Genomic DNA, 20,236 nt, shown 5'->3' on the forward strand with positions numbered 1-20,236 from the left:
ATATTAGGAGAAAGTAATTGAAATTTAAATTTTTAGCTTTTGCAAGTTTGTTTCTTATAAGTTTAAGTGCGTATGCTGACCTTAAAGTAGGATTTGTTCAGGTCGATAAAATCTTACAAGAAGCGCCACAAACGATTGAGAGTAACAAAAAATTAGAAAAAGAATTTAGTTCGCGGACAGATAAACTCAAGGCAGATATCAAAACATTAAAAGAAAAAGAATCTGCATTTTCAAAAGATGTTTTAACTATGAAAGAATCTGAGCGTGCGACTCGTGAAAAAGGATTAGCGCAATTCAGAGTAGATGTTCAACGCACAGAACGAGAACTCAAAGAAGATATTAATATTAGACGAAATGAAGAGCTTGGTGGTCTTCAAGACCAAATCAATAAAGCTGTGACCGCAGTATCTAAAGCGGAGAATTATGATCTTGTGGTTTATAGTGGTGTAGCTTATGCAAGTCCAAGCATTGATATGACCGATAAGATCCTAAAATCATTAGGTAAAAAATAATAGCTGGCCTAAATTGTTCTTATGGGCCATACAATCACATCTGGTGATCTAGTAAAAAAATTAGGTGGCGAGTTAATAGGTGATTCAAACATACTTATTAACTCCGTTGCCTCTCTTGAGACAGCCCATAAAAATTCAATTTCTTTTTTTAATAATCCAAGATACAAAGATTTATTAAAAACCACAAAAGCAGCAGTTGTTATAATTGATAGAGATGATCTTCCTGATCGTTCAGGCACCTCCATAGTTATAGATAATCCATATTTGTATTTTGCAAAAGTATCTCAGTTACTGAATCCTAGCAAATCCTTAAAAAAAGAAGTTCATAAGTCTGCAATCATTCATCCGAGTTGCAAATTGGGTCAGGATATATATATTGGCCCCAATGTTGTTATTGATGAAAATGTTTCTATTGATGATGATGTTGTTATTCATGCGGGTTCTATGATTGAGGCTGACAGTGTAATTGGCAAAGCTTCAGTTATTCATCCTCATGTTGTCATAAAGGCGAATACAGTTATTGGTAAAAATTGTACCATTTATGCTGGCTGCGTGATTGGCTCAGATGGTTTTGGTTACGCAAAAGGCGATAGCAAGTGGTTAGCTATTCCTCAAATAGGAAGAGTGATTTTAGGCGATAACGTTGATATTGGCTCAAATTCAACCATAGATCGAGGTGCTTTAGATGATACTATTATCTCTAGCGGCGTTAAAATTGATAATTTAGTGCAGATTGGACACAACTGTATGATTGGTGAAAATACGATTATTGCAGGATGTGTCGGTATTGCAGGCAGTGCTAAAATCGGGAAAAATTGTGCTATTGGGGGAGCTGCGATGATCTTAGGACACTTATCAATTACAGATGATGTGACTATCTCACCAGGCTCAATGATTACAAGATCAATCAAAACTTCCGGAACTTATACTGCACTTATGCCTTTCCAAAACCATGAAGCATGGCTTAAAACTGCAGCAAAAATTAGAAGATTAAAATAATGGGAATAGTAAAGATGGCTGAAAATACTGCAATGGACATTCATGAAATTTTAAATCACTTACCCCACAGATATCCTTTTGTGCTTATTGATAGAGTAATTTCAATGGAGCTCGGGAAAGAAATTTTCGCCATCAAAAATGTTTCAATTAATGAACCATTTTTCCCAGGCCACTTCCCATACTATCCTGTGATGCCTGGCGTTTTAATCGTAGAGGCAATGGCGCAAGCTGCAGCAATTTTATCTTTTAAGACGATGGATACAAAACCATCAGATGATTCAGTTTATTACTTTGCTGGAATAGATAGTGCTCGGTTCAAAAAACCAGTTTCCCCTGGTGATCAACTTATTATCCATGTAAAAATAGATCGCGTTTTAAAAGGTATATGGAAATATATTGCAGTCGCTAAGGTTAACGATGAAATTGTTGCTGAAGCTAGCATGATGTGTATTCTAAAGCCTATCGAAAAAAAATAAATTTATAGAGTTGTAATACTATTTTGATTCATCCTACCGCAATCGTTAGTTCCAAAGCTAGTTTAGATTCCAGCGTTAATATTGGGCCGTATTCTATTATTGATGGAGATGTAAAAATTGGAGCGGGCTCAGTCATTGGAAATCATGTGACTATAACTGGGAATACTACAATTGGAAAAAATAATCACATCTACCACTACAGCTCTATCGGCGAAGCACCGCAAGATAAAAAATACAATCAAGAAAAAACATTCCTAGAAATTGGCAATAATAATACGATTAGAGAGTTCTGTACTTTCAATCGAGGCACGGCCCAAGATCAGGGAATAACAAAAATAGGTAATGATAATTGGATTATGGCGTATGTTCACATTGCCCATGATTGCAATATTAAAAATCAAATCATACTTGCAAATAATACATCCCTTGCTGGTCACGTATCAATTGATGATTATGCAATTTTAGGAGGTTTTACTCTTGTACATCAGTTTTGTAAGATTGGCAGCCATATTATTACAGCTGTCAACACGGTGGTCTTTAAGGACATTCCACCTTACGTTATAGCAGCTGGCTATGATGCAAAGCCAAATGGTATTAATGCAGAAGGATTGAAAAGAAGAGGCTTCGATCCAAAGATTATTACAAAAATCAAGGAAGCTTATAAGATTTTATATCGCCAAGGCCTTTCTCTAAATGAGTCTCAAGAAAAAATTAAATTACTAAGTAAGGATACTGAGGCTCTCAATCTTTATATCGACTTTATTGCTAAATCTACCCGCGGTATTATCCGTTAATTATGAAAACGATTGCCATAGTTGCCGGAGAATCTTCCGGAGACTTGCTAGGAAGTCACTTAATTAAGTCGTTAAAATCAACCCGTTCTGATCTTATGTTTATAGGTGTCGCCGGACCAAAAATGATTAAAGAAGGGGCGTTCTCATATTTTCCGATGGAAGAGCTTTCAGTAAGAGGTTATTTTGAAGCCTTCAAAAAGTTATTTCACCTCTTAAAATTAAGAAAAAATCTTTTTAAAAAAATTCTCGATGCGAAACCAGATTTATTTATTGGTGTTGATGCCCCCGACTTTAATTTTTGGATGGAAAGACAGCTAAAGAAAAAAGGTATTCCTGTGATTCATTACGTCAGTCCATCTATATGGGCATGGAGGGGGGATAGGCTTGGAAAGATTAAAAAATCAATAGATCATATGCTTACAATATTTCCCTTTGAGAAAAAAATTTATGCAAAGGCTCATATTGAAGCGACTTTTGTTGGGCACCCGCTTGCTGAGATGATTCCACTTCATCCAAATAAGAAGAAAGCGCAGAATAAACTTAAAATTATTAAAGCTACTAAAGTCATAGCTCTTTTGCCTGGAAGTAGGCAAGGGGAAGTGAAATGGCATGCGCAACTCCTTATTGACTCAGCGATTGAACTCTCAAAAAAAATACGAGATGTGAAATTTTTGGTACCACTGCCTACGAGAGAAACATATAATATTTTTTCGAGAGCTTTATTTAAAAATACGCATGCAGAATTAGATATCCAGCTTCTTATTGGTCATAGCTCAGATGCAATTAATGCAGCTGATCTTGTAATTGTGGCATCTGGAACTGCAACTCTTGAAACTGCGCTTTATAAAAAGCCTATGATAGTCATTTATAAAATGTCATCTATCAGCTGGCAAATTCTTAAACGTATGAGATATTTGCCATATGTAAGCCTCCCAAACATTCTTCTTAATAAATTTTTTGTACCTGAGCTTTTGCAAAATGACGCTACACCAGAAAATATCACTTCAAAAGCTGTTGAAATTTTAAAAGATGCATCTTATAGAAAAAATCTTTTAATTCAATTTACAAAAATACATCACCAGCTAAAGCAAAATACATCATACCGCTTGAATAAAATTATTTTAAAATTTATTAAATAAATGCAGGTAAATTTAATTTGTGGTGTAGATGAAGCGGGCAGAGGTCCTTTGGCAGGTCCAGTTTATGCTGCTGCAGTCATTTTAGGTCCTGATTTTGATACCGAAGGTTTGCGTGACTCTAAAAAACTATCAGAATCTAAAAGATATTCTCTTGCAGTACATATAAAGAAAAATGCTTTAGCTTGGTCTGTGGGTATATGCAGTGCCTCAGAAATTGATGAAATTAATATCCACCAAGCAACATTATTGGCTATGAAAAGAGCCATTGAAGGTTTAGATGGCTATAGATCAATTAAAGTCATGGTAGATGGGTTATTCTGCCCTCAAGTAGATTTTCCAGGTGAGGCGATTGTCAAAGGTGACGATAAAGTTGCTGAAATTTCGGCCGCTTCAATTATTGCAAAAACAGAACGAGATCTTAAAATGATAGAGATTGATAAGATTTATCCTGGCTATCAATTCAAGAAGCATAAAGGTTACCCAACAAAATTACATATAGAAATGATTAAATCTGAAGGCCCTTGTGAGTATCATCGCAAAAGTTTCTCACCTATAAAAGAAATGTTAGCCTTGTAGTAAAAATACACAGGGCTTATTTTTTAAATCTGGCGTCACTTCTTTTTTCCAATCGGCTATTTTTTTCGTCAAAATAAATTCATTTTCTGATGACATGTCTAATGCAATACAAAGTTTTGTTTTGTCTTGCAGTTTACTTATCAAATCATTAAAAATATGCTGGTTTCTGTAGGGTGTTTCAATAAAAATCTGAGTTTCGTGATATTTGCTCGATTCATTTTCAATTGCAATAATTTTTTTTATTCTGTCTTCTTTCTCTAAAGGAAGGTAACCGTGAAATTTAAATTGCTGCCCATTAAGACCTGATGCCATAAGCGCTAAAATGATTGAAGAGGGCCCTGTCATAGGTATGACCCTAATATTTTTTTGATGCGCCAAGGCAACCATCTTAGAACCAGGATCGGCTATTGCTGGACAACCTGATTCTGAAAGCAGCCCGATATCGAAACCTTCTAAAAGTGGTGTTAAATAACTGGTGATGTCTTCTTGGGTTTTGGTTTGATCTATTACTTCAAAATGTAATTGATTAATCGGCTTATGAAGATTAAGAGCGCCTAAGTGAAATCGTGCTGTTTTTTCATTTTCCACAACAAAATAATTTAAGTGCTCAACAATGTTTTTGTCCTTTGATAAAAGAATTGATGTGTTGTCATTCTGATCGATAGGTACTGGGATGAGATACAAATGACCTGTGACTTTCTCTCTCATTCAAAGGTCACACCTTCTTTTTGAAGCATTTCGCTAAGTTTCATGAGAGGTAAGCCAATGAGTGCGGTAGGGTCTTCACCCTTGATATATTCAAGTAAAATAATGCCTAAACCCTCGGATTTGACACTTCCGACACAGTTATAGGGCTGTTCTTTGAGTAAATATGATTCAATTCTTTTTTCAGTTAGTACTTTATACTTGACTTCAAAATCCACTACACATTCCTGCAATGCTTGAGTTTCTGTATTTAATACACAAAGTGATGTATAAAATTTAACTAGGTTACCACTTAAAAATTTAAGTTGCGAGACGGCTTGCGAGTGAATCATTGGTTTTTCAATAATACGACCTTCGCACTCTGCGGTTGTATCAGAGCCAATAATTAATGAATTGCCATAGTGAGGTGCCACATGCACAGCTTTTTCTCTTGCAAGTCTTACTGAAATTTCTTTTGCAGTTTCATTTAAACGAGGCGATTCATCAATGTCTGGATTGACTACATCAAAAGGCAAATTAAAGCGCGATAGTAATTCCCTTCGATAGGGGGAAGATGATGCTAATACAATTTTTATCATGCGTTGTTTCTTTAAGATTCAGGTTGAATTTCTAATAAAGTTTCATCGGGTGATACCGCATCACCTTTTGCAACATGAATCGCGACAATAATACCCGAAGTCGTGGATTGAATTTCATTCTCCATTTTCATGGCTTCAATCACAATAACGCTATCCCCAGCTTCAACCCTGTCACCAATTTTAACCTTCACGTCAATAATAGTGCCTGGCATGGCAGTTGTAATGCATCCGTCATGATTGGGTCTAGGTTTAACTAACTTGGTATTGTCCTGCGCAAGTTTTTTTGAAAAATTTTTTCCTTTTGCGACTTCAACTTCATGTAAAGTTTCCACTAACACCTCTTCCGAAATGCCATCAACGGAAACATAAAATGGACGTTTTGACTCTCCGGTATAGCCTGAACCTGTTAATTTAATATGAAATGTTTCACCATGAAGGGTTACGTTAAATTCACTAGGTGCGTATTTTTGAGCCGATGAAAATACATTGTCTTTTGGAAGTAGTGGTTCGGGTTGAATTCTTCCTGCATTTCTCTCCTGCAAGAAAATCTTAGCAACATCAGGAAACATGGCGTACGTTAAAATATCCTCATCCGATTTTGTAATCTGTTCTGCTTCAATTTTAAGTTTTGCTAGTTCAGGCTCCAAAAGATCGGCAGGTCTTGATGTCAGTGGTTTTTTTTCACCGATGGCCATCATTTGAATTTTTTGATTCACTTTGCCTGGGGCCTTGCCATACTCACCCATAAAATAACTTTTTACCTCATTGGTAATTGATTTATATCTGGCGCCTGTTAAAACATTAAGAACTGCTTGTGTGCCTACAATTTGGGAAGTCGGTGTCACAAGCGGCGGGTAACCTAAATCTTCACGAACTCTGGGAATTTCAAGAAGCACTTCGTTCATGCGATCAAGAGCACCTTGCTCTTTCAGCTGATTAGATAAATTAGAAATCATGCCACCAGGCACTTGATTACTTAAGACACGTGTATCTACACCAGTGTAATCAGATTCGAATTGCCAATACTTTTTTCTAACAACCTTTAGCTGCTCGCTAATTTCTTCAACTTTTTTAATATCAATATCTGTTTTGTAGCCCAAATCCTCTAAGGCAGCAATAATAGATTCTGTCGACGGATGGCTCGCACCTTCTGCAAAGCTTGAATTACATGTATCAATAATGTCTGCACCATTTTCCACTGCAGTTAAAAGATTGATACTAGCCAATCCTGAAGTTGAGTGAGAATGGACGTGAATAGGTAATGAGATTGTTTTTTTTAAAGATGTCACAAGCTCTTTAGTGGCTGAAGGCGTTAAAAGACCTGCCATATCTTTAATAGCGATTGTGTCACATCCGTAACTTTCCATTTCTTTTGCAAGACTCACGAAATAAGGGATGTCATTTACAGGGCTTGTTGTATAGCTTAATGTACCTTCTGCATGTTTTTTATATTTTTTAACTGCTTTAATTGATGTTGTAAGATTTCTGACATCATTCATGGCATCAAAAATTCTGAAAACGTCGACACCATTATTGGCTGATTGTTTGACAAACGCCTCAACAACATCGTCTGAATAATGGCGATAGCCTAACAAGTTCTGGCCACGAAGTAACATTTGTATTCGAGAGTTTGGGAGAGCTTTTCTTAGAAGTTTTAAACGTTCCCACGGATCCTCTTTTAAAAATCTTACACATGCATCGAATGTAGCTCCACCCCATGCTTCAATTGACCAAAAGCCAAGTGAATCTAATTGTGGACATATAGGAAGCATATCTTCAGTACGAAGTCTGGTCGCAATTTGACATTGATGCCCATCTCTTAAAACTAACTCGGTAATATGTATTTTTTTCATAGCTATTTAAATACCTTCATGGGCTGCAATCGCTGCAGAAATAGCTGCAGCCATTAACTCAGGAGGAAATTGACTTTGATAATTTATAAGCTCCGGATGGTCGTCCACAAAACTCGTATTAAAATTTGCTTTTTTAAATTCTCTATTGTTCATAATTTCTAAATAATAAGGGATTGTTGTTTTAACTCCAAATACAACAATATCATTGAGAGCTCTCTTGCCTCGTTGCATTGCACTTTCCCAGTTTAACGCCCATACAGTCAACTTTGCGCACATAGAGTCGTAATAAGGGGGAATGACATAGCCAGTGTATATCGAAGCATCAATTCTAACGCCGGGTCCGCCAGGTGCATAATAACGCGTAATTTTTCCAAAGGATGGCATGAAGTCATACTTTGGATCTTCCGCATTAATACGATATTCAATCGCAAAGCCTCGAAACTGAATTTCTTTTTGTTTGTATTGTAATGATAATCCAAACGCAATTCTTATTTGCTCTTGAACAATATCAATACCAGTAATTGATTCAGTTATGGTATGTTCTACTTGAAGACGGGTATTCATCTCCATAAAGTAAAAGTTATTTTCAGCATCTAAAAGAAATTCTACGGTGCCCGCATTTTCGTAGTTAACAGCTTTTGCAGCTTTAACTGCAAGCTCACCCACATAGTTTCTTTGAGCATTTGTAAGTTGAGGAGAGGGTGCGATTTCAATGAGTTTCTGATTACGTCTTTGAATAGAACAATCCCTTTCAAAAAGATGAACCACATTACCGAAGCTGTCAGCCAGAATTTGAACCTCGATATGCTTCGGCGATACGATACATTTCTCAATAAAAACCTCAGGCTTACCAAAAGCTTTTGTAGCCTCAGAAATCACTCGATCATAATTAGGAATGAGTTCTTTTTCATTATTACAGCGTCTAATACCTCGTCCACCACCGCCATTAGTTGCTTTAAGCATGATAGGGTAGCCAATAGAAGAGGCAAGCTTTTTAGCTTCATCAAGGCTCTCAATATTACCTTCACTCCCAGGAATGACAGGAATTGAAGCTGCAATCATTGCCGTTCTTGCTTGGATCTTGTCTCCCATCTGACGAATAATGTCGGCATTGGGACCAATAAATTTAATATCTCGCCTTGCGCATATCTCGGCTAATTCGGGATTTTCAGATAAAAAACCATATCCTGGATGGATAGCATCACATCCGGAAGTTACAGCAATATTCACAATATTATGTCCATTTAAATAGCCGGCAAGGGGGTCTGCACCTACATTGTAAGATTCATCAGCTTTTTTGACGTGAAGCGCATGACGGTCAGCATCTGAATAAATGGCTACAGAGGTGATATCGAGCTCAGAACAGGCACGAATAAGCCTTACCGCTATTTCACCACGGTTCGCTATGAGTATTTTTTTAAACAATGAAAAGCCTTAGGTTTTTAGCGAAAAATCACTAAATTAGGGTTAATTTATGAAAATTATAGCATGTCATTTCTTATATAATAATGATGTCTTTTAACCCGAAATCTATTGATGGAACAGCATATAGACAATATTGATTTTTCAAGAAAATCGAGAGAAATTCGTGATATAATTCGCCTCTCTGATTTTAAGCGATTGCAAGATTTATGCTTAAATCTCGAAGACTCAATTACTTTTGTTTTAAGAGGCTTCGAAAATAAACATAGAGAAGCTTGTTTAGAGCTATCCATTGAAGGTAAATTTGATTTAATTTGCCAAAGATGTTCAGAAAAATTAGAGCATACGATTTTTTTAAAATCAGGATTTTTAATTAAAGAAGAAACGCAGTTAACTGATTTTCAAGTTGACGATCATGCGGATTACGACTTAATTGAAGGCAGTGCAAAGATGGATGTTTTAAGTCTTATTGAAGACGAAATCTTACTTTCCATGCCTGGTGCACCGAAACATGAAAATGATAAGTGTCGCTATAAAAAAACTGATGACGTGCTAGATCGCACTCATCCGTTTGCTGATTTAAAACAAAAATTATATAAAAATTAAATTTAGGAGTTGCTATGGCTGTTCAGCAGAATAAAAAATCACCATCAAAACGTGGAATGCATCGTTCTCACGATTTTTTATCTAATCCACCACTTGCTTTAGAACCCACTACTGGCGAAGTTCATCTACGTCATCACGTAAGCCCATCAGGCTACTATAGAGGCAAAAAAGTTATTCAGAATAAATCAGAATAGTTCTTCTTAATTATTCTGATTTATTTCTTTCATTCCTCTTAAACGTTAAGAGAACAAATGACAATTACCCTAGCAGTTGACGCAATGGGCGGGGATCACGGTCCCTCGGTCACTATCCCAGCCTCCATAAATGCGCTATCAAAATATGATCAACTTCATATTATTTTAGTTGGCGATAAAGAGCTTATTCAAACAGAGCTCCAAAAAAATAAATATACCAATACCCGTTTATCTATTCAGCATGCAAGTGAAGTGGTTGAAATGGATGAATCCCCTCAAAGTGCTTTAAAAAATAAAAAAGATTCTTCCATGCGTGTTGCCATTAATTTAATTAAGGAAGAAAAGGCCCAGGCTTGCATAAGCGCCGGGAATACGGGTGCCCTTATGGCCACAGCCCGTTATGTATTAAAAATGTTACCGGGCATTGATAGACCAGCCATTGCATCAAGTTTACCCAATCAAAAAGGTACTACTTACATGCTTGACTTAGGTGCGAATACTGACTGTACAGCTGAGAATTTATTACAATTTGCGGTGATGGGCGCCATGCTTGTAAGTTCTGTAACAGGGAAACCAAAGCCTTCCATAGGACTTCTTAATATTGGCTCAGAGGATATCAAAGGTAATGAGGTTGTGAAACAGGCGGGTGAATTACTACGCCGAAGTCACCTTAATTTTTATGGTAATGTTGAAGGTAATGATATTTTTAAAGGCACAACCGATGTGGTTGTGTGTGATGGATTTGTTGGCAATGTTGCATTAAAATCTGCTGAAGGTATTGCACAGCTTATGGGTCGATTTTTAACGCAAGAATTTAAACGTAATTGGATTACAAAATCCATGGCATTCGTTTCTTTACTTGTACTTAATCGATTCAAGAAAAGACTTGATCCAAGAAGATACAATGGCGCTAGCTTTTTAGGTCTTAAAGGTATTGTAATTAAAAGCCATGGTGGGGCTGATAGTTATTCTTTTTACTATGCTATTCGAACAGCCATTGAAGAGTCAAAGAATAATGTATTAGAGAACATACAAAAACAACTTGAATTAGAAGTACCCTTGGATATTTCATCGTCTGAAAATATATGATTTATTCAAAAATCACGGGGACAGGAAGTTACCTACCCGAAAAAATACTAAGTAATCTTGATCTTGAAAAAATGTTTGAGACGACGGACGAATGGATTACAACAAGAACAGGTATTAAAGAAAGACATATTGTGTCAGCGCATCAATATACAAGCGATTTGGCGGTAGAGGCATCTAAACAAGCAATAGAAGCTTCTGGTATTGATTCAAATAAAATTGACCTCATTATTGTCGCGACAACTACCCCTGATAAAATATTTCCAAGTACAGCTTGCATCGTTCAGACCAAGCTTGGTTTGTCTTTATGCCCAGCATTTGATATACAAGCGGTATGTAGTGGTTTTGTATATGCGCTATCTGTTGCAGACAAATTCATTAAAACAGGTTCAGCAAAATGTGTGTTAGTGATTGGTGCTGACACCATGTCTCGCATTACAGACTATTCAGATCGAAGCAATGCTATTCTTTGGGGTGATGGTGGGGGTGCTGTTATTCTAGAAGCGTCAGATCAGCCAGGTATCTTATCTACTCACATTCATGCAGATGGTTCATATGAAAAATTACTCCATGTCCCCAGTGGCGTATCTCATCAAAAGGGTAAATCCACTATTGAAATGCAAGGTAATCAAGTATTTAAAATAGCAGTGAATACATTAGATTCGATTGTGGATGAAACGCTTGAAATGAATCAATTAGATAAGTCAGATATTGATTGGCTTGTTCCCCACCAAGCCAATATTAGAATTTTAGAAGCAACTGCTAAAAAATTAAATATGAGTATGGATCGTGTCATTGTTACTATCGACAGGCATGGTAATACTTCAGCTGCTTCAATACCCTTGGCTCTTGATACAGCGATTCGTGAGCATAAAATAAAAAGAGGGGAAACACTGTTAATGGAGGCTTTTGGTGGCGGATTTACCTGGGGATCTGCTTTAATTAAGTATTAAAAATCATATAGTTAAGAATGATATATCAAGTAAATTATGAATAATTTTTCTTTTATTTTTCCAGGTCAAGGCTCTCAAGCTGTCGGCATGATGGCAGATTTTAATGACCACCCATTGATTAGATCAACCTTCAATGAAGCGTCTCAAATTCTTAATGTTGATTTTTGGAAAATGGCCACTGAGCCTAATGAAGGAATACATCAAACAATTCATACGCAACCTATACTTCTTACAGCAGGCATAGCTACATGGCGCGTCTGGCAATCTAAAACAGATCGCCTTCCAAGTTTTCTAGCAGGGCACAGTTTGGGCGAATATACCGCACTTGTTGCCTCAAATGCGATGGAATTTAAGGATGCTTTAATGCTTGTTAAATATAGAGCAGAAATCATGCAAAAAGCTGTTCCGGACGGTGTGGGTGCTATGGCTGCTATTCTAGGTATGCCTGACTCGGATGTGATGGATACATGCAAGGAAGCTCGAGAAAATGAAGTGGTCGAAGCAGTCAATTTTAACTCACCAGGGCAGGTTGTGATTGCTGGTAATATTTTAGCAGTAGCGCGGGCTATTGACATAGCAAAAACAAAAGGCGCTAAGCGAGCTATTCTCCTTCCCGTGAGCGTTCCTTCTCACTGCTCTCTTATGCAGAAAGCTTCTGAAGAATTAAAAGAATATTTAACCAATATTACAATTAAAAAGCCAAATATTCCTGTAATCCATAATGTGGATGTCATGGAACATCATGATGCAAATGAAATTAAAGACGCGCTTTCAAAACAACTCTGTCATCCAGTAAGATGGGTTGATACTATCGAAAAAATAGCATTGAATAAAATTAGTGATATTGCAGAATGCGGCCCAGGTAAAGTGCTTACAGGTCTCACCAAGCGTATCTCGGCTGAATTAAAAGGCGCTGCTCTTATCAATGAAGGGGCTATAGATGAATTTAAAGCACTTATACAGTAAAACTATCTAGGGAAAATTATGTTTATTAATCTTGAAAATCAAGTTGCACTAGTCACAGGCGCTAGCCGTGGTATCGGGCAATCAATTGCTTTAAGTTTAGGAAAACAAAAAGCTTACGTGATTGGAACAGCAACAACAGAAGATGGCGCTCAAAAAATTTCAACATTCCTTAAAGAACAAAATATTTTAGGTAAGGGTATTAAATTAGATGTAAATAATAATGAAGCTATCTTACAAACGGTAGATGGCATTATTAAAGAGCATGGGGATATTACAATTCTTGTGAATAACGCCGGCATTACGAAAGACATGTTACTCATGCGCATGAAAGAAGAAGAGTGGGATGATGTCATGTCGACTAATTTAAAATCTATTTTCCGTATGAGTCAGGCCCTCATTCGCAGCATGATGAAAAGTCGCTACGGTAGAATTATTAATATCACTTCTGTAGTAGGTCATATGGGTAATGCAGGTCAAACAAATTATGCTGCCGCAAAAGCTGGTGTGACTGGATTCACAAAATCCTTAGCTAAAGAAATTGGTAGTCGAGGTATAACTGTTAATTGTGTTGCTCCTGGGTTTATCGATACAGATATGACAAAAGGATTGTCTGAAGAACAAAAAAAGCAACTTCTTGATCACGTGCCACTGGGAAGGCTAGGAAGTCCTGAGGATATTGGCGCTGCGGTATGCTTTTTAGCTTCAAAAGAAGCGTCTTATATTACAGGTGAGACACTTCATGTCAATGGTGGAATGCTAATGATTTAAGTTATTTTTTTAACTTTATTACAAAATTCTTAACAAGATTTGTTAAAATAACGCATGACTTTTGAGTCATTTCATAAATAAAGGGGTATTTTAGATGTCTGACATTGAACAACGTGTAAAAAAAATTGTTGCAGAACAACTTGGCACTAAAGAAGCTGATGTAAAAAATACATCATCATTTGTAGATGATTTAGGTGCTGATTCACTTGATACAGTTGAACTCGTAATGGCTTTAGAAGAAGAGTTTGATTGTGAAATTCCTGACGAAGAAGCTGAAAAGATTACCACTGTTCAGCAAGCTTTTGATTATATCAACAAAAATCTAAAATAATTCTTATGTTATCTAACCTTTTCTAAATATTGAAAGGGCTGGGTTAATCCATGTCGAAGAGAAGAGTTGTAGTCACCGGTTTAGGTTTGATTACTCCTGTTGGTATAGGAGTAGCAGAATCTTGGGCTAATATCATTAATGGCCAATCGGGCATAGGTAAAATTACCAAGTTTGACTGCTCATCATTTCCTTCGCAAGTTGCAGGTGAAGTCAAAAATTTCGACCCGCTTGCGTACATTCCTCCTAAAGATGCAAGACGTATGGATACCTTTATTCAATTCGGTATCGCAGCAGGCATAGAAGCATTTAAAGATTCTGGGATTGAAGTTAATGACAGTAATAGTGAGCGCATTGGCGTATCAGTTGGGTCTGGTATTGGTGGTATTAATTTGATTGAAGCTACCGGTGAAGTTTTTGATGAAGGAGGTGTCCGAAAGGTGTCACCATTTTTTATTCCAGGCACGATTATCAATATGATCTCCGGTAATCTTTCTATTATGCTTAATTTAAAAGGTCCTAATGTATCTATTGTGACTGCATGTACAACAGGGACTCATTCGATAGGTGATGCAGCACGCATAATTGAATATGGCGACGCAGATGTGATGTTGGCTGGTGGTTCAGAGTCTGCTATTACCGAACTATCAGTTGCTGGATTTTCTTCAGCTAAAGCACTTTCTTCACGCAATGATGATCCAAAAACAGCAAGTCGTCCATGGGACAAGGATCGTGATGGTTTTGTTATTGGCGAAGGCGCTGGAGTCATGGTGCTAGAGGAATATGAGCATGCAAAACAAAGAGGCGCTAAAATTTACGCAGAGCTTTCAGGCTATGGCATGAGTGCTGATGCGTATCATATTACCGCACCCAATATGGACGGACCAAGACGCTCTATTATGAATGCATTGAAAAATGCACATGTGAATACAGATAATGTGCAATACATTAATGCACATGGCACTTCGACTCCTCTTGGCGACCTGAACGAAACTAATGCTATTAAAGCTTCATTTGGAAATTACGCAAAAAAGCTTGTTGTCAATTCTACAAAGTCAATGACAGGCCATTTATTAGGTGGGGCAGGCGGTATTGAATCTATATTCACTGTGCTAGCTATTCACAATCAGATTTCGCCACCCACTATTAATATTTTTAACCAAGATCCTGAATGTGATCTTGATTATTGTGCCAATGAAGCAAGACCAATGAAAATTGAGGTTGCACTCAAAAATAACTTCGGCTTTGGCGGCACTAACGGAAGCCTTGTATTTAAAAGGATATAGATTTTTATCAATGGGTTACATCCAAAATGAACTCATTATTTAATTCACAACTGGCCGTTTAACTTGTCAAAACAATTCCTCATTAACGGTAAATTTAAGAATATAAGTCCCTTTGATCGTGCGTTTCAATATGGCGATGGTATTTTTAGAACTTTTGTGGTTGAGAATAAAAAACCTCGCCACTGGAAATATCACTATAAAAAAATAGTTGAAGATTGTCTTGCGATTAAAATCAAACCCCCAAAAGAAAAAGAATTACTTTCGGATATTCATTCTTTATTTAAAACTAATAAAAAAGCAGTAGGGAAAATTATTATCTCGAGAGGTATTAGTGAGCGAGGTTATAAATTCAATAAGGACATCCTACACAACCGTTTTTTAATTAAAACTAAAATGCCAAGCTACCCAAAGGCAAGCTTTAAGTCTGGCGTCAATCTCTTCGTATGCAAGCATAAACTTAATCCTTCTATTCTTTCTGGTGTTAAACATCTAAATCGATTAGAGAATATTGTGGCAAGGCAGGAGTGGACAAGTGATCAGTATGCTGAAGGTATTCTCCTTGATCACGATGGGCACGTCATTGAATGTATTTCAAGCAATATCTTTATGCGCATCGGTAAAATTATTTATACCCCAAAAATTAGCCATGTTGGCATCAAGGGCGTCACAAGAGGGTTAGTCATTCGAATTTCAGATCAGTTAGGTTTTAAAGTAAAAGAAGTTACATTTAATTTAAATAAACTTTTAGAAGCTGATGAGGTCTTTATAACAAATAGTTTGTTTGGAGTAATGCAGGTTAAAAAAATTAAAAATAGATCTTGGCAGCATCAAGAATCAGCCTCACTATTTAATCAATTACTCGAGAATTTAAATTCATGAAAAAATGGCTTATTCGATTAATGATTATTTTCATCCCTTTATTGGCTTGGATTATTCATTTTTTGGTAACACCGCTTCATATCAATAAGTCAGATTTAGCTATAGAAATTGAACCTGGAAGCAGTCTTAAAGCGATAGCCTTTCAACTCGTTGATGAAAAAATACTTAATGAACCATGGCGGTTTGTTCTCCTTTCTAAAGCTTTGGGTCAATCTACAAAACTAAGGCCGGGTAATTACAATCTTAATCCAAATATTACCCCTTACCAGTTGCTAAAATCATTTGTAGAAGGAAGAGCAACAGAAGGATCAATTACGTTTATTGAAGGACAAGACTTTAATTCGATGTTAGATAAAATAAAAGCTAACGATAACATTAAAAAAACAATGAAGCTTTATGATACAAAAGCTATTGCTTCTGCCGTTGGTATTCCATACGAGTCAGTTGAAGGGCAATTCTTTCCTGATACCTATTATTTCAGTAGAAATACGTCAGACATTGAGATTTTAAAAAGGGCTTATAAAGCCATGCAAAAAAAATTGGATTATGAGTGGGCCCGTCGAGCAGAAGAGGTTCCCTATAAAAATAGCTATGAAGCTCTGACGATGGCATCTATCATTGAAAAAGAGACGGGAAAATCTATAGAGGCCAATCTTATCTCAGGCGTATTTATTCATCGATTAAGTATCAAGATGAAGCTTCAAAGCGACCCCACGGTCATTTATGGACTTGGTAAGAAATTTACTGGGGATATTACAAAAAAAGATTTACTTGCAGACACACCCTATAATACTTATACAAGAGAAGGAATACCTCCAGCTCCTATTACTATGCCAGGTTTGATTTCCATTCGAGCTGCACTGCATCCTACCAAAACAGAAGCACTTTATTTTGTAGGGAAGGGTGATGGTAGCCATTATTTCTCTACCAATTTAAGTGAGCATAATAGCGCTGTTAGAAAGTATCAGATCAAATGACAATTAAAGGTAAATTTATTACATTTGAAGGTGTAGATGGCGCAGGAAAAAGCACACATATAGATGAAGTTATCTCTTTCCTTGAGTCGAAAAATATTTCAGTAAAAAGAACAAGAGAGCCTGGCGGAACAAAACTTGGAGAAAAGTTGAGAGAATTACTTCTTCATGATGAAATGGATCCAGAAACAGAAACACTTCTTATGTTCGCAGCTAGAAGACAGCACATCGCAGAAATTATCAAACCAAATCTTGATGAAGGTATATTTGTAGTGTCTGATCGATTTACTGATGCAACTTATGCATATCAGTATGGTGGAAAACAAGTGGCGTACTCTAAAATTCAAACACTTGAAGCTTGGGTTCATCCCGATCTTAAGGCTGATCTTACTTTACTATTTGATTTGCCTGTCGAAATAAGTATTGATCGCTTAAAAAAGAATAGAACACCTGATAAATTTGAAAAGGAAAGTGAAGCTTTTTTTAATCGACTTAGAAATGTTTACTTAGACCTTGCAAGACAGCATCCTAATCGCTATAAAATTATTAATGCTAATCAATCTATTGAAACCGTATCTCACGATGTCATTGAGGCTATAAAAACTATCTTATGATGGATTCCATTTACCCCTGGTTTAATGATGCTTGGACTGCTATTCATAGAAATGAAAAATTACCCCATGCTATAATTTTTAAGGGCAAGGAAGGGATCGGAAAGTATGATTTTGCGATCACATTTGCAAGGTCTTATTTATGTCAAAACGCGCTTTCCAGTTATTTACCGTGTGAGGTATGTTCAAGCTGCAAATGGTTTCCAGATTCACATCCAGACTTTAAACATATTGCCCCTATTGAAAGCGAAGATGATGAACCTTCAAAAAGAAAAACTATTCGTAAAAAAAATATTGTTATCAATCAAATCCGCGAGCTTTCAGAATATTTAGAACTTTCAGCTCATCAAGAAAAAGGCAAGCGTATTGTTTTAATTGAGCCAGCAGATTCTCTTAATCAGGCTGCATCGAATGCGCTGCTTAAAATTTTGGAAGAGCCACCAGAAAATACTCTATTTATTCTCGTAACGAGTCAAGCACAGAAGTTAATTGCTACCATTCGAAGTCGATGCCAATTACTAGCCCTTCGAGGTCCCTCATTTGATGAAGCTAAACTATTTTTGGATAGACAAAAAATAGCTCATGAAGAAAGTTTGCTTTCATTTACAGGTGGTTCACCATTTAACGCTATTAAAGAATTAGAAAATCAATCAGAGAGAAATGTTATTACACAGCTACTATCCCAGGGTCATAAAATTGATTTCACCAAAATTAATTATGCGATTCTGACTCAAGGGCTGGATTGGACAATAAATATGATTCAAAAATGGATTTTTGATTTATTGCTTAGTTTTCATACGCAGCAAAGTCACTATTTTAAAGGGCAAGAAGCGCAGATCTTCTCACAAACAAAGCAGATTAATTTAAATACTTTGCTCTTATTTGCTAGCGAATTAAATGAATTAAAAAAGATTGCATCACACCCTGTGAATCAGGAACTACAATTGCAAAATATTTTTATTAAATATAAACAAATTTTTGAGCCATCATGACAAACTTTGTAGACTCTCACTGTCATATTAATTTTCCAGAACTCTATCAAAATATAGATGATATTTTTTCTAAAATGTCATTGAATAATGTCACGCATGCCTTATGTGTGAGTGTCACCTTAGATAAATTTCCTGATATTTATAAAATTGCCAATACCTACCCACATATTTTCGCTTCTGTAGGCGTTCATCCCGATTACGAGAATATTCAAGAGCCTACTATTGATGAATTATGCGATTTTGCTAAAGAGAGAAAAGTGGTAGCCATTGGTGAAACTGGTTTAGATTACTTTAGAGTTCAAGGTGATCTTACTTGGCAAAGAGATCGTTTTAGAACACATATCAAAGCTGCTGTTCAATCAAATCTACCCCTTATTATTCATACAAGAAATGCGGCAGAAGATACTCTGAAAATCATGAAAGAAGAGGGTGCAGATAAAGTAGGGGGCGTTATGCACTGCTTCACAGAGTCCCTTGATGTGGCGTTAGAAGCCATTAAGCTGAATTTTTATATTTCATTTTCAGGCATTGTGACATTCAAAAATGCACTTGAACTTAAGGAGGTTGTAAAATCTATTCCTCTTGACCGTATCCTTATCGAAACTGATTCGCCATATTTAGCCCCTGTACCTTACCGAGGAAAAATGAATGATCCATCCAACGTTATTTATGTAGCAGAAGAAATAGCTAAATTAAAAAATATTTCAATAGAAGAGGTAGGCCAAATTACTACAAATAATTTCTTCAGACTTTTTTCAAAATGCAACCCATCGAATTAACTATTCTTGGTGCCGGCTCTAGCGCTGGGACGCCAGTTGTTGGATGTAATTGCCAGACTTGCATGTCAACTAACCCCAAGAATAAACGTACGCGCTGCTCCTCACTTATTAAATTAGGAACAGGAGAGCATATTCTTATTGATACGAGCCCAGACTTACGCTTTCAATCATTAAGAGAATCTATTCCTAGAATTGATGCAGTTCTTTATACACATACGCACGCTGATCATCTTCATGGTATTGATGATTTGAGAGCTTTTTGTCAACTTCATAAAATACAAATACCTATTTTCGGAAAGAAAGAGGCACTTGATCACATTGCCTTAAAATTTGGTTATGCTTTAATTGAGCCAAAGGGTTTTTGGGAAATGCCAGTATTAAAAGCTATGCCCATTCAAGAACCATTCAGTCTTTTTAACGAGCTTGTTGTACCAATTCCTGTTATGCATGGAAAGTTAGAAATATATGGGTATCGGATAGGTAACTTAGCCTATTTGACTGACGTATCTCACATCCCTGAAAATTCAATGAAACTTTTAGAGGGGCTAGATATCTTATTGCTTGATTGTTTGCGCATAAAAGAGCATCACACACATATCAATCTTGAACAAAGTTTGATGTTTGCAAATCAAATAAAAGCAAAGAAAACATATTTGATTCATATGACACATGATTTAGAATACGAGTCACTAAAAAAAGAATTACCTGATCATATCGATGTAGGTTATGACGGGCTTAAAATCACCATTAATTAAAGGTT

At 36.4% G+C, this 20,236-nt stretch carries 24 protein-coding genes; 20 read left to right on the forward strand and 4 right to left on the reverse strand.

Annotated elements, in window-relative coordinates; all coding sequences use genetic code 11:
• Nucleotides 1-17 precede the first annotated feature (17 nt).
• From BN1208_RS03845 to rnhB, 6 genes are read left to right on the forward strand one after another with little or no spacing between them, the layout of a single operon-like run.
• Nucleotides 18-512, forward strand: coding sequence for an OmpH/Skp family outer membrane protein (locus BN1208_RS03845; protein WP_046488053.1), 495 nt, complete (start codon nt 18-20; stop codon nt 510-512).
• Nucleotides 513-533: 21 nt separating this feature from the next.
• On the forward strand, nt 534-1,511 hold the full coding sequence (lpxD, locus tag BN1208_RS03850; RefSeq protein WP_046488055.1) for a UDP-3-O-(3-hydroxymyristoyl)glucosamine N-acyltransferase: 978 nt from the start codon (nt 534-536) through the stop codon (nt 1,509-1,511).
• 14 nt (nt 1,512-1,525) lie between these two features.
• Nucleotides 1,526-1,987, forward strand: coding sequence for a 3-hydroxyacyl-ACP dehydratase FabZ (fabZ, locus tag BN1208_RS03855; RefSeq protein WP_046489284.1), 462 nt, complete (start codon nt 1,526-1,528; stop codon nt 1,985-1,987).
• A gap of 20 nt (nt 1,988-2,007) precedes the next feature.
• The gene (gene lpxA, locus BN1208_RS03860) at nt 2,008-2,781 is read left to right on the forward strand and encodes an acyl-ACP--UDP-N-acetylglucosamine O-acyltransferase (RefSeq protein ID WP_046488057.1); all 774 of its coding nucleotides are present in this window, start codon (nt 2,008-2,010) and stop codon (nt 2,779-2,781) included.
• A gap of 2 nt (nt 2,782-2,783) precedes the next feature.
• Nucleotides 2,784-3,920 carry a lipid-A-disaccharide synthase gene (gene lpxB, locus BN1208_RS03865; protein WP_046488059.1) on the forward strand — a complete coding sequence of 379 codons (1,137 nt, stop codon included), beginning with the start codon at nt 2,784-2,786 and terminating at the stop codon, nt 3,918-3,920.
• Nucleotides 3,921-4,496 (forward strand): ribonuclease HII, encoded by a 576-nt coding sequence (gene rnhB / locus BN1208_RS03870; RefSeq protein ID WP_046488061.1) that lies wholly within the window; start codon nt 3,921-3,923, stop codon nt 4,494-4,496.
• On the opposite strand, the gene BN1208_RS03875 is transcribed toward rnhB, so the two are convergent.
• Genes BN1208_RS03875 through BN1208_RS03890 form a run of 4 tightly spaced genes read right to left on the reverse strand, consistent with a single transcriptional unit; the run spans nt 4,485 to nt 9,057 of the window.
• Entirely contained in the window at nt 4,485-5,204 is a 720-nt protein-coding gene (locus BN1208_RS03875; protein ID WP_046488063.1) for an SAM-dependent methyltransferase, read from the reverse strand. The genes rnhB and BN1208_RS03875 overlap by 12 nt on opposite strands.
• Complete coding sequence (locus BN1208_RS03880; RefSeq protein ID WP_046488064.1) at nt 5,201-5,779, reverse strand: Maf family protein; 579 nt, start codon at nt 5,777-5,779, stop codon at nt 5,201-5,203. The genes BN1208_RS03875 and BN1208_RS03880 overlap by 4 nt, the downstream gene beginning before the upstream one ends.
• An 11-nt stretch (nt 5,780-5,790) precedes the next feature.
• Complete coding sequence (gene oadA, locus BN1208_RS03885; protein WP_046488066.1) at nt 5,791-7,632, reverse strand: sodium-extruding oxaloacetate decarboxylase subunit alpha; 1,842 nt, start codon at nt 7,630-7,632, stop codon at nt 5,791-5,793.
• Nucleotides 7,633-7,638: 6 nt separating this feature from the next.
• Nucleotides 7,639-9,057, reverse strand: coding sequence for an acetyl-CoA carboxylase biotin carboxylase subunit (locus BN1208_RS03890; protein WP_046488068.1), 1,419 nt, complete (start codon nt 9,055-9,057; stop codon nt 7,639-7,641).
• Nucleotides 9,058-9,168: 111 nt separating this feature from the next.
• Between BN1208_RS03890 and BN1208_RS03895 the strand changes: the two genes are divergently transcribed.
• The 14 genes from BN1208_RS03895 to BN1208_RS03960 all read left to right on the forward strand — a co-directional run bounded on the left by BN1208_RS03895 (nt 9,169) and on the right by BN1208_RS03960 (nt 20,231).
• Nucleotides 9,169-9,660 (forward strand): YceD family protein, encoded by a 492-nt coding sequence (locus BN1208_RS03895; protein ID WP_046488069.1) that lies wholly within the window; start codon nt 9,169-9,171, stop codon nt 9,658-9,660.
• A gap of 14 nt (nt 9,661-9,674) precedes the next feature.
• Nucleotides 9,675-9,854, forward strand: a complete 180-nt coding sequence (gene rpmF, locus BN1208_RS03900) for a 50S ribosomal protein L32 (protein WP_046488070.1) — start codon at nt 9,675-9,677, stop codon at nt 9,852-9,854.
• A gap of 57 nt (nt 9,855-9,911) precedes the next feature.
• Nucleotides 9,912-10,943 carry a phosphate acyltransferase PlsX gene (gene plsX, locus BN1208_RS03905; protein WP_046488071.1) on the forward strand — a complete coding sequence of 344 codons (1,032 nt, stop codon included), beginning with the start codon at nt 9,912-9,914 and terminating at the stop codon, nt 10,941-10,943.
• Nucleotides 10,940-11,893, forward strand: a complete 954-nt coding sequence (locus BN1208_RS03910; protein ID WP_046488072.1) for a beta-ketoacyl-ACP synthase III — start codon at nt 10,940-10,942, stop codon at nt 11,891-11,893. The genes plsX and BN1208_RS03910 overlap by 4 nt, the downstream gene beginning before the upstream one ends.
• 36 nt (nt 11,894-11,929) lie before the next feature.
• Nucleotides 11,930-12,859, forward strand: coding sequence for an ACP S-malonyltransferase (fabD, locus tag BN1208_RS03915; protein WP_046488073.1), 930 nt, complete (start codon nt 11,930-11,932; stop codon nt 12,857-12,859).
• 18 nt (nt 12,860-12,877) lie between these two features.
• Nucleotides 12,878-13,627, forward strand: coding sequence for a 3-oxoacyl-ACP reductase FabG (gene fabG / locus BN1208_RS03920; protein ID WP_046488075.1), 750 nt, complete (start codon nt 12,878-12,880; stop codon nt 13,625-13,627).
• 94 nt (nt 13,628-13,721) lie between these two features.
• Complete coding sequence (gene acpP, locus BN1208_RS03925) at nt 13,722-13,958, forward strand: acyl carrier protein (RefSeq protein WP_046488077.1); 237 nt, start codon at nt 13,722-13,724, stop codon at nt 13,956-13,958.
• Nucleotides 13,959-14,008: 50 nt separating this feature from the next.
• Nucleotides 14,009-15,241: a beta-ketoacyl-ACP synthase II gene (gene fabF, locus BN1208_RS03930; RefSeq protein WP_046488078.1), complete on the forward strand. Its 1,233-nt coding sequence runs from the start codon at nt 14,009-14,011 to the stop codon at nt 15,239-15,241.
• A 63-nt stretch (nt 15,242-15,304) separates the two neighbouring features.
• Nucleotides 15,305-16,120: an aminodeoxychorismate lyase gene (gene pabC, locus BN1208_RS03935; RefSeq protein WP_046488080.1), complete on the forward strand. Its 816-nt coding sequence runs from the start codon at nt 15,305-15,307 to the stop codon at nt 16,118-16,120.
• Complete coding sequence (gene mltG / locus BN1208_RS03940) at nt 16,117-17,097, forward strand: endolytic transglycosylase MltG (RefSeq protein WP_046488082.1); 981 nt, start codon at nt 16,117-16,119, stop codon at nt 17,095-17,097. Before pabC ends, mltG begins: the two co-directional genes overlap by 4 nt.
• A complete protein-coding gene (gene tmk, locus BN1208_RS03945) occupies nt 17,094-17,708 on the forward strand; it encodes a dTMP kinase (protein ID WP_046488084.1) in 615 nt (204 codons plus the stop codon). The genes mltG and tmk overlap by 4 nt, the downstream gene beginning before the upstream one ends.
• A complete protein-coding gene (locus BN1208_RS03950) occupies nt 17,705-18,697 on the forward strand; it encodes a hypothetical protein (protein WP_046488085.1) in 993 nt (330 codons plus the stop codon). The genes tmk and BN1208_RS03950 overlap by 4 nt, the downstream gene beginning before the upstream one ends.
• Nucleotides 18,694-19,476: a TatD family hydrolase gene (locus BN1208_RS03955; protein WP_046488086.1), complete on the forward strand. Its 783-nt coding sequence runs from the start codon at nt 18,694-18,696 to the stop codon at nt 19,474-19,476. The genes BN1208_RS03950 and BN1208_RS03955 overlap by 4 nt, the downstream gene beginning before the upstream one ends.
• A complete protein-coding gene (locus BN1208_RS03960; protein ID WP_046489285.1) occupies nt 19,467-20,231 on the forward strand; it encodes an MBL fold metallo-hydrolase in 765 nt (254 codons plus the stop codon). Before BN1208_RS03955 ends, BN1208_RS03960 begins: the two co-directional genes overlap by 10 nt.
• Nucleotides 20,232-20,236 lie beyond the last annotated feature (5 nt).

Source organism: Candidatus Methylopumilus planktonicus, from assembly GCF_000981505.1.
In the GTDB taxonomy this organism is placed as follows: domain Bacteria; phylum Pseudomonadota; class Gammaproteobacteria; order Burkholderiales; family Methylophilaceae; genus Methylopumilus; species Methylopumilus planktonicus.

Bases quoted from the DNA above. Each gene is read 5' to 3' on its own strand.
- lpxD (WP_046488055.1), top strand. From the start codon at position 534: ATGGGCCATACAATCACATCTGGTGATCTAGTAAAAAAATTAGGTGGC.
- BN1208_RS03910 (WP_046488072.1), top strand. From the start codon at position 10,940: ATGATTTATTCAAAAATCACGGGGACAGGAAGTTACCTACCCGAAAAA.
- BN1208_RS03875 (WP_046488063.1), bottom strand. From the start codon at position 5,204: ATGAGAGAGAAAGTCACAGGTCATTTGTATCTCATCCCAGTACCTATC.
- plsX (WP_046488071.1), top strand. From the start codon at position 9,912: ATGACAATTACCCTAGCAGTTGACGCAATGGGCGGGGATCACGGTCCC.
- oadA (WP_046488066.1), bottom strand. From the start codon at position 7,632: ATGAAAAAAATACATATTACCGAGTTAGTTTTAAGAGATGGGCATCAA.
- fabF (WP_046488078.1), top strand. From the start codon at position 14,009: ATGTCGAAGAGAAGAGTTGTAGTCACCGGTTTAGGTTTGATTACTCCT.
- rpmF (WP_046488070.1), top strand. From the start codon at position 9,675: ATGGCTGTTCAGCAGAATAAAAAATCACCATCAAAACGTGGAATGCAT.
- tmk (WP_046488084.1), top strand. From the start codon at position 17,094: ATGACAATTAAAGGTAAATTTATTACATTTGAAGGTGTAGATGGCGCA.
- BN1208_RS03955 (WP_046488086.1), top strand. From the start codon at position 18,694: ATGACAAACTTTGTAGACTCTCACTGTCATATTAATTTTCCAGAACTC.
- BN1208_RS03895 (WP_046488069.1), top strand. From the start codon at position 9,169: ATGGAACAGCATATAGACAATATTGATTTTTCAAGAAAATCGAGAGAA.
- fabD (WP_046488073.1), top strand. From the start codon at position 11,930: ATGAATAATTTTTCTTTTATTTTTCCAGGTCAAGGCTCTCAAGCTGTC.
- rnhB (WP_046488061.1), top strand. From the start codon at position 3,921: ATGCAGGTAAATTTAATTTGTGGTGTAGATGAAGCGGGCAGAGGTCCT.
- lpxB (WP_046488059.1), top strand. From the start codon at position 2,784: ATGAAAACGATTGCCATAGTTGCCGGAGAATCTTCCGGAGACTTGCTA.
- acpP (WP_046488077.1), top strand. From the start codon at position 13,722: ATGTCTGACATTGAACAACGTGTAAAAAAAATTGTTGCAGAACAACTT.
- mltG (WP_046488082.1), top strand. From the start codon at position 16,117: ATGAAAAAATGGCTTATTCGATTAATGATTATTTTCATCCCTTTATTG.
- BN1208_RS03950 (WP_046488085.1), top strand. From the start codon at position 17,705: ATGATGGATTCCATTTACCCCTGGTTTAATGATGCTTGGACTGCTATT.
- BN1208_RS03880 (WP_046488064.1), bottom strand. From the start codon at position 5,779: ATGATAAAAATTGTATTAGCATCATCTTCCCCCTATCGAAGGGAATTA.
- fabZ (WP_046489284.1), top strand. From the start codon at position 1,526: ATGGCTGAAAATACTGCAATGGACATTCATGAAATTTTAAATCACTTA.
- fabG (WP_046488075.1), top strand. From the start codon at position 12,878: ATGTTTATTAATCTTGAAAATCAAGTTGCACTAGTCACAGGCGCTAGC.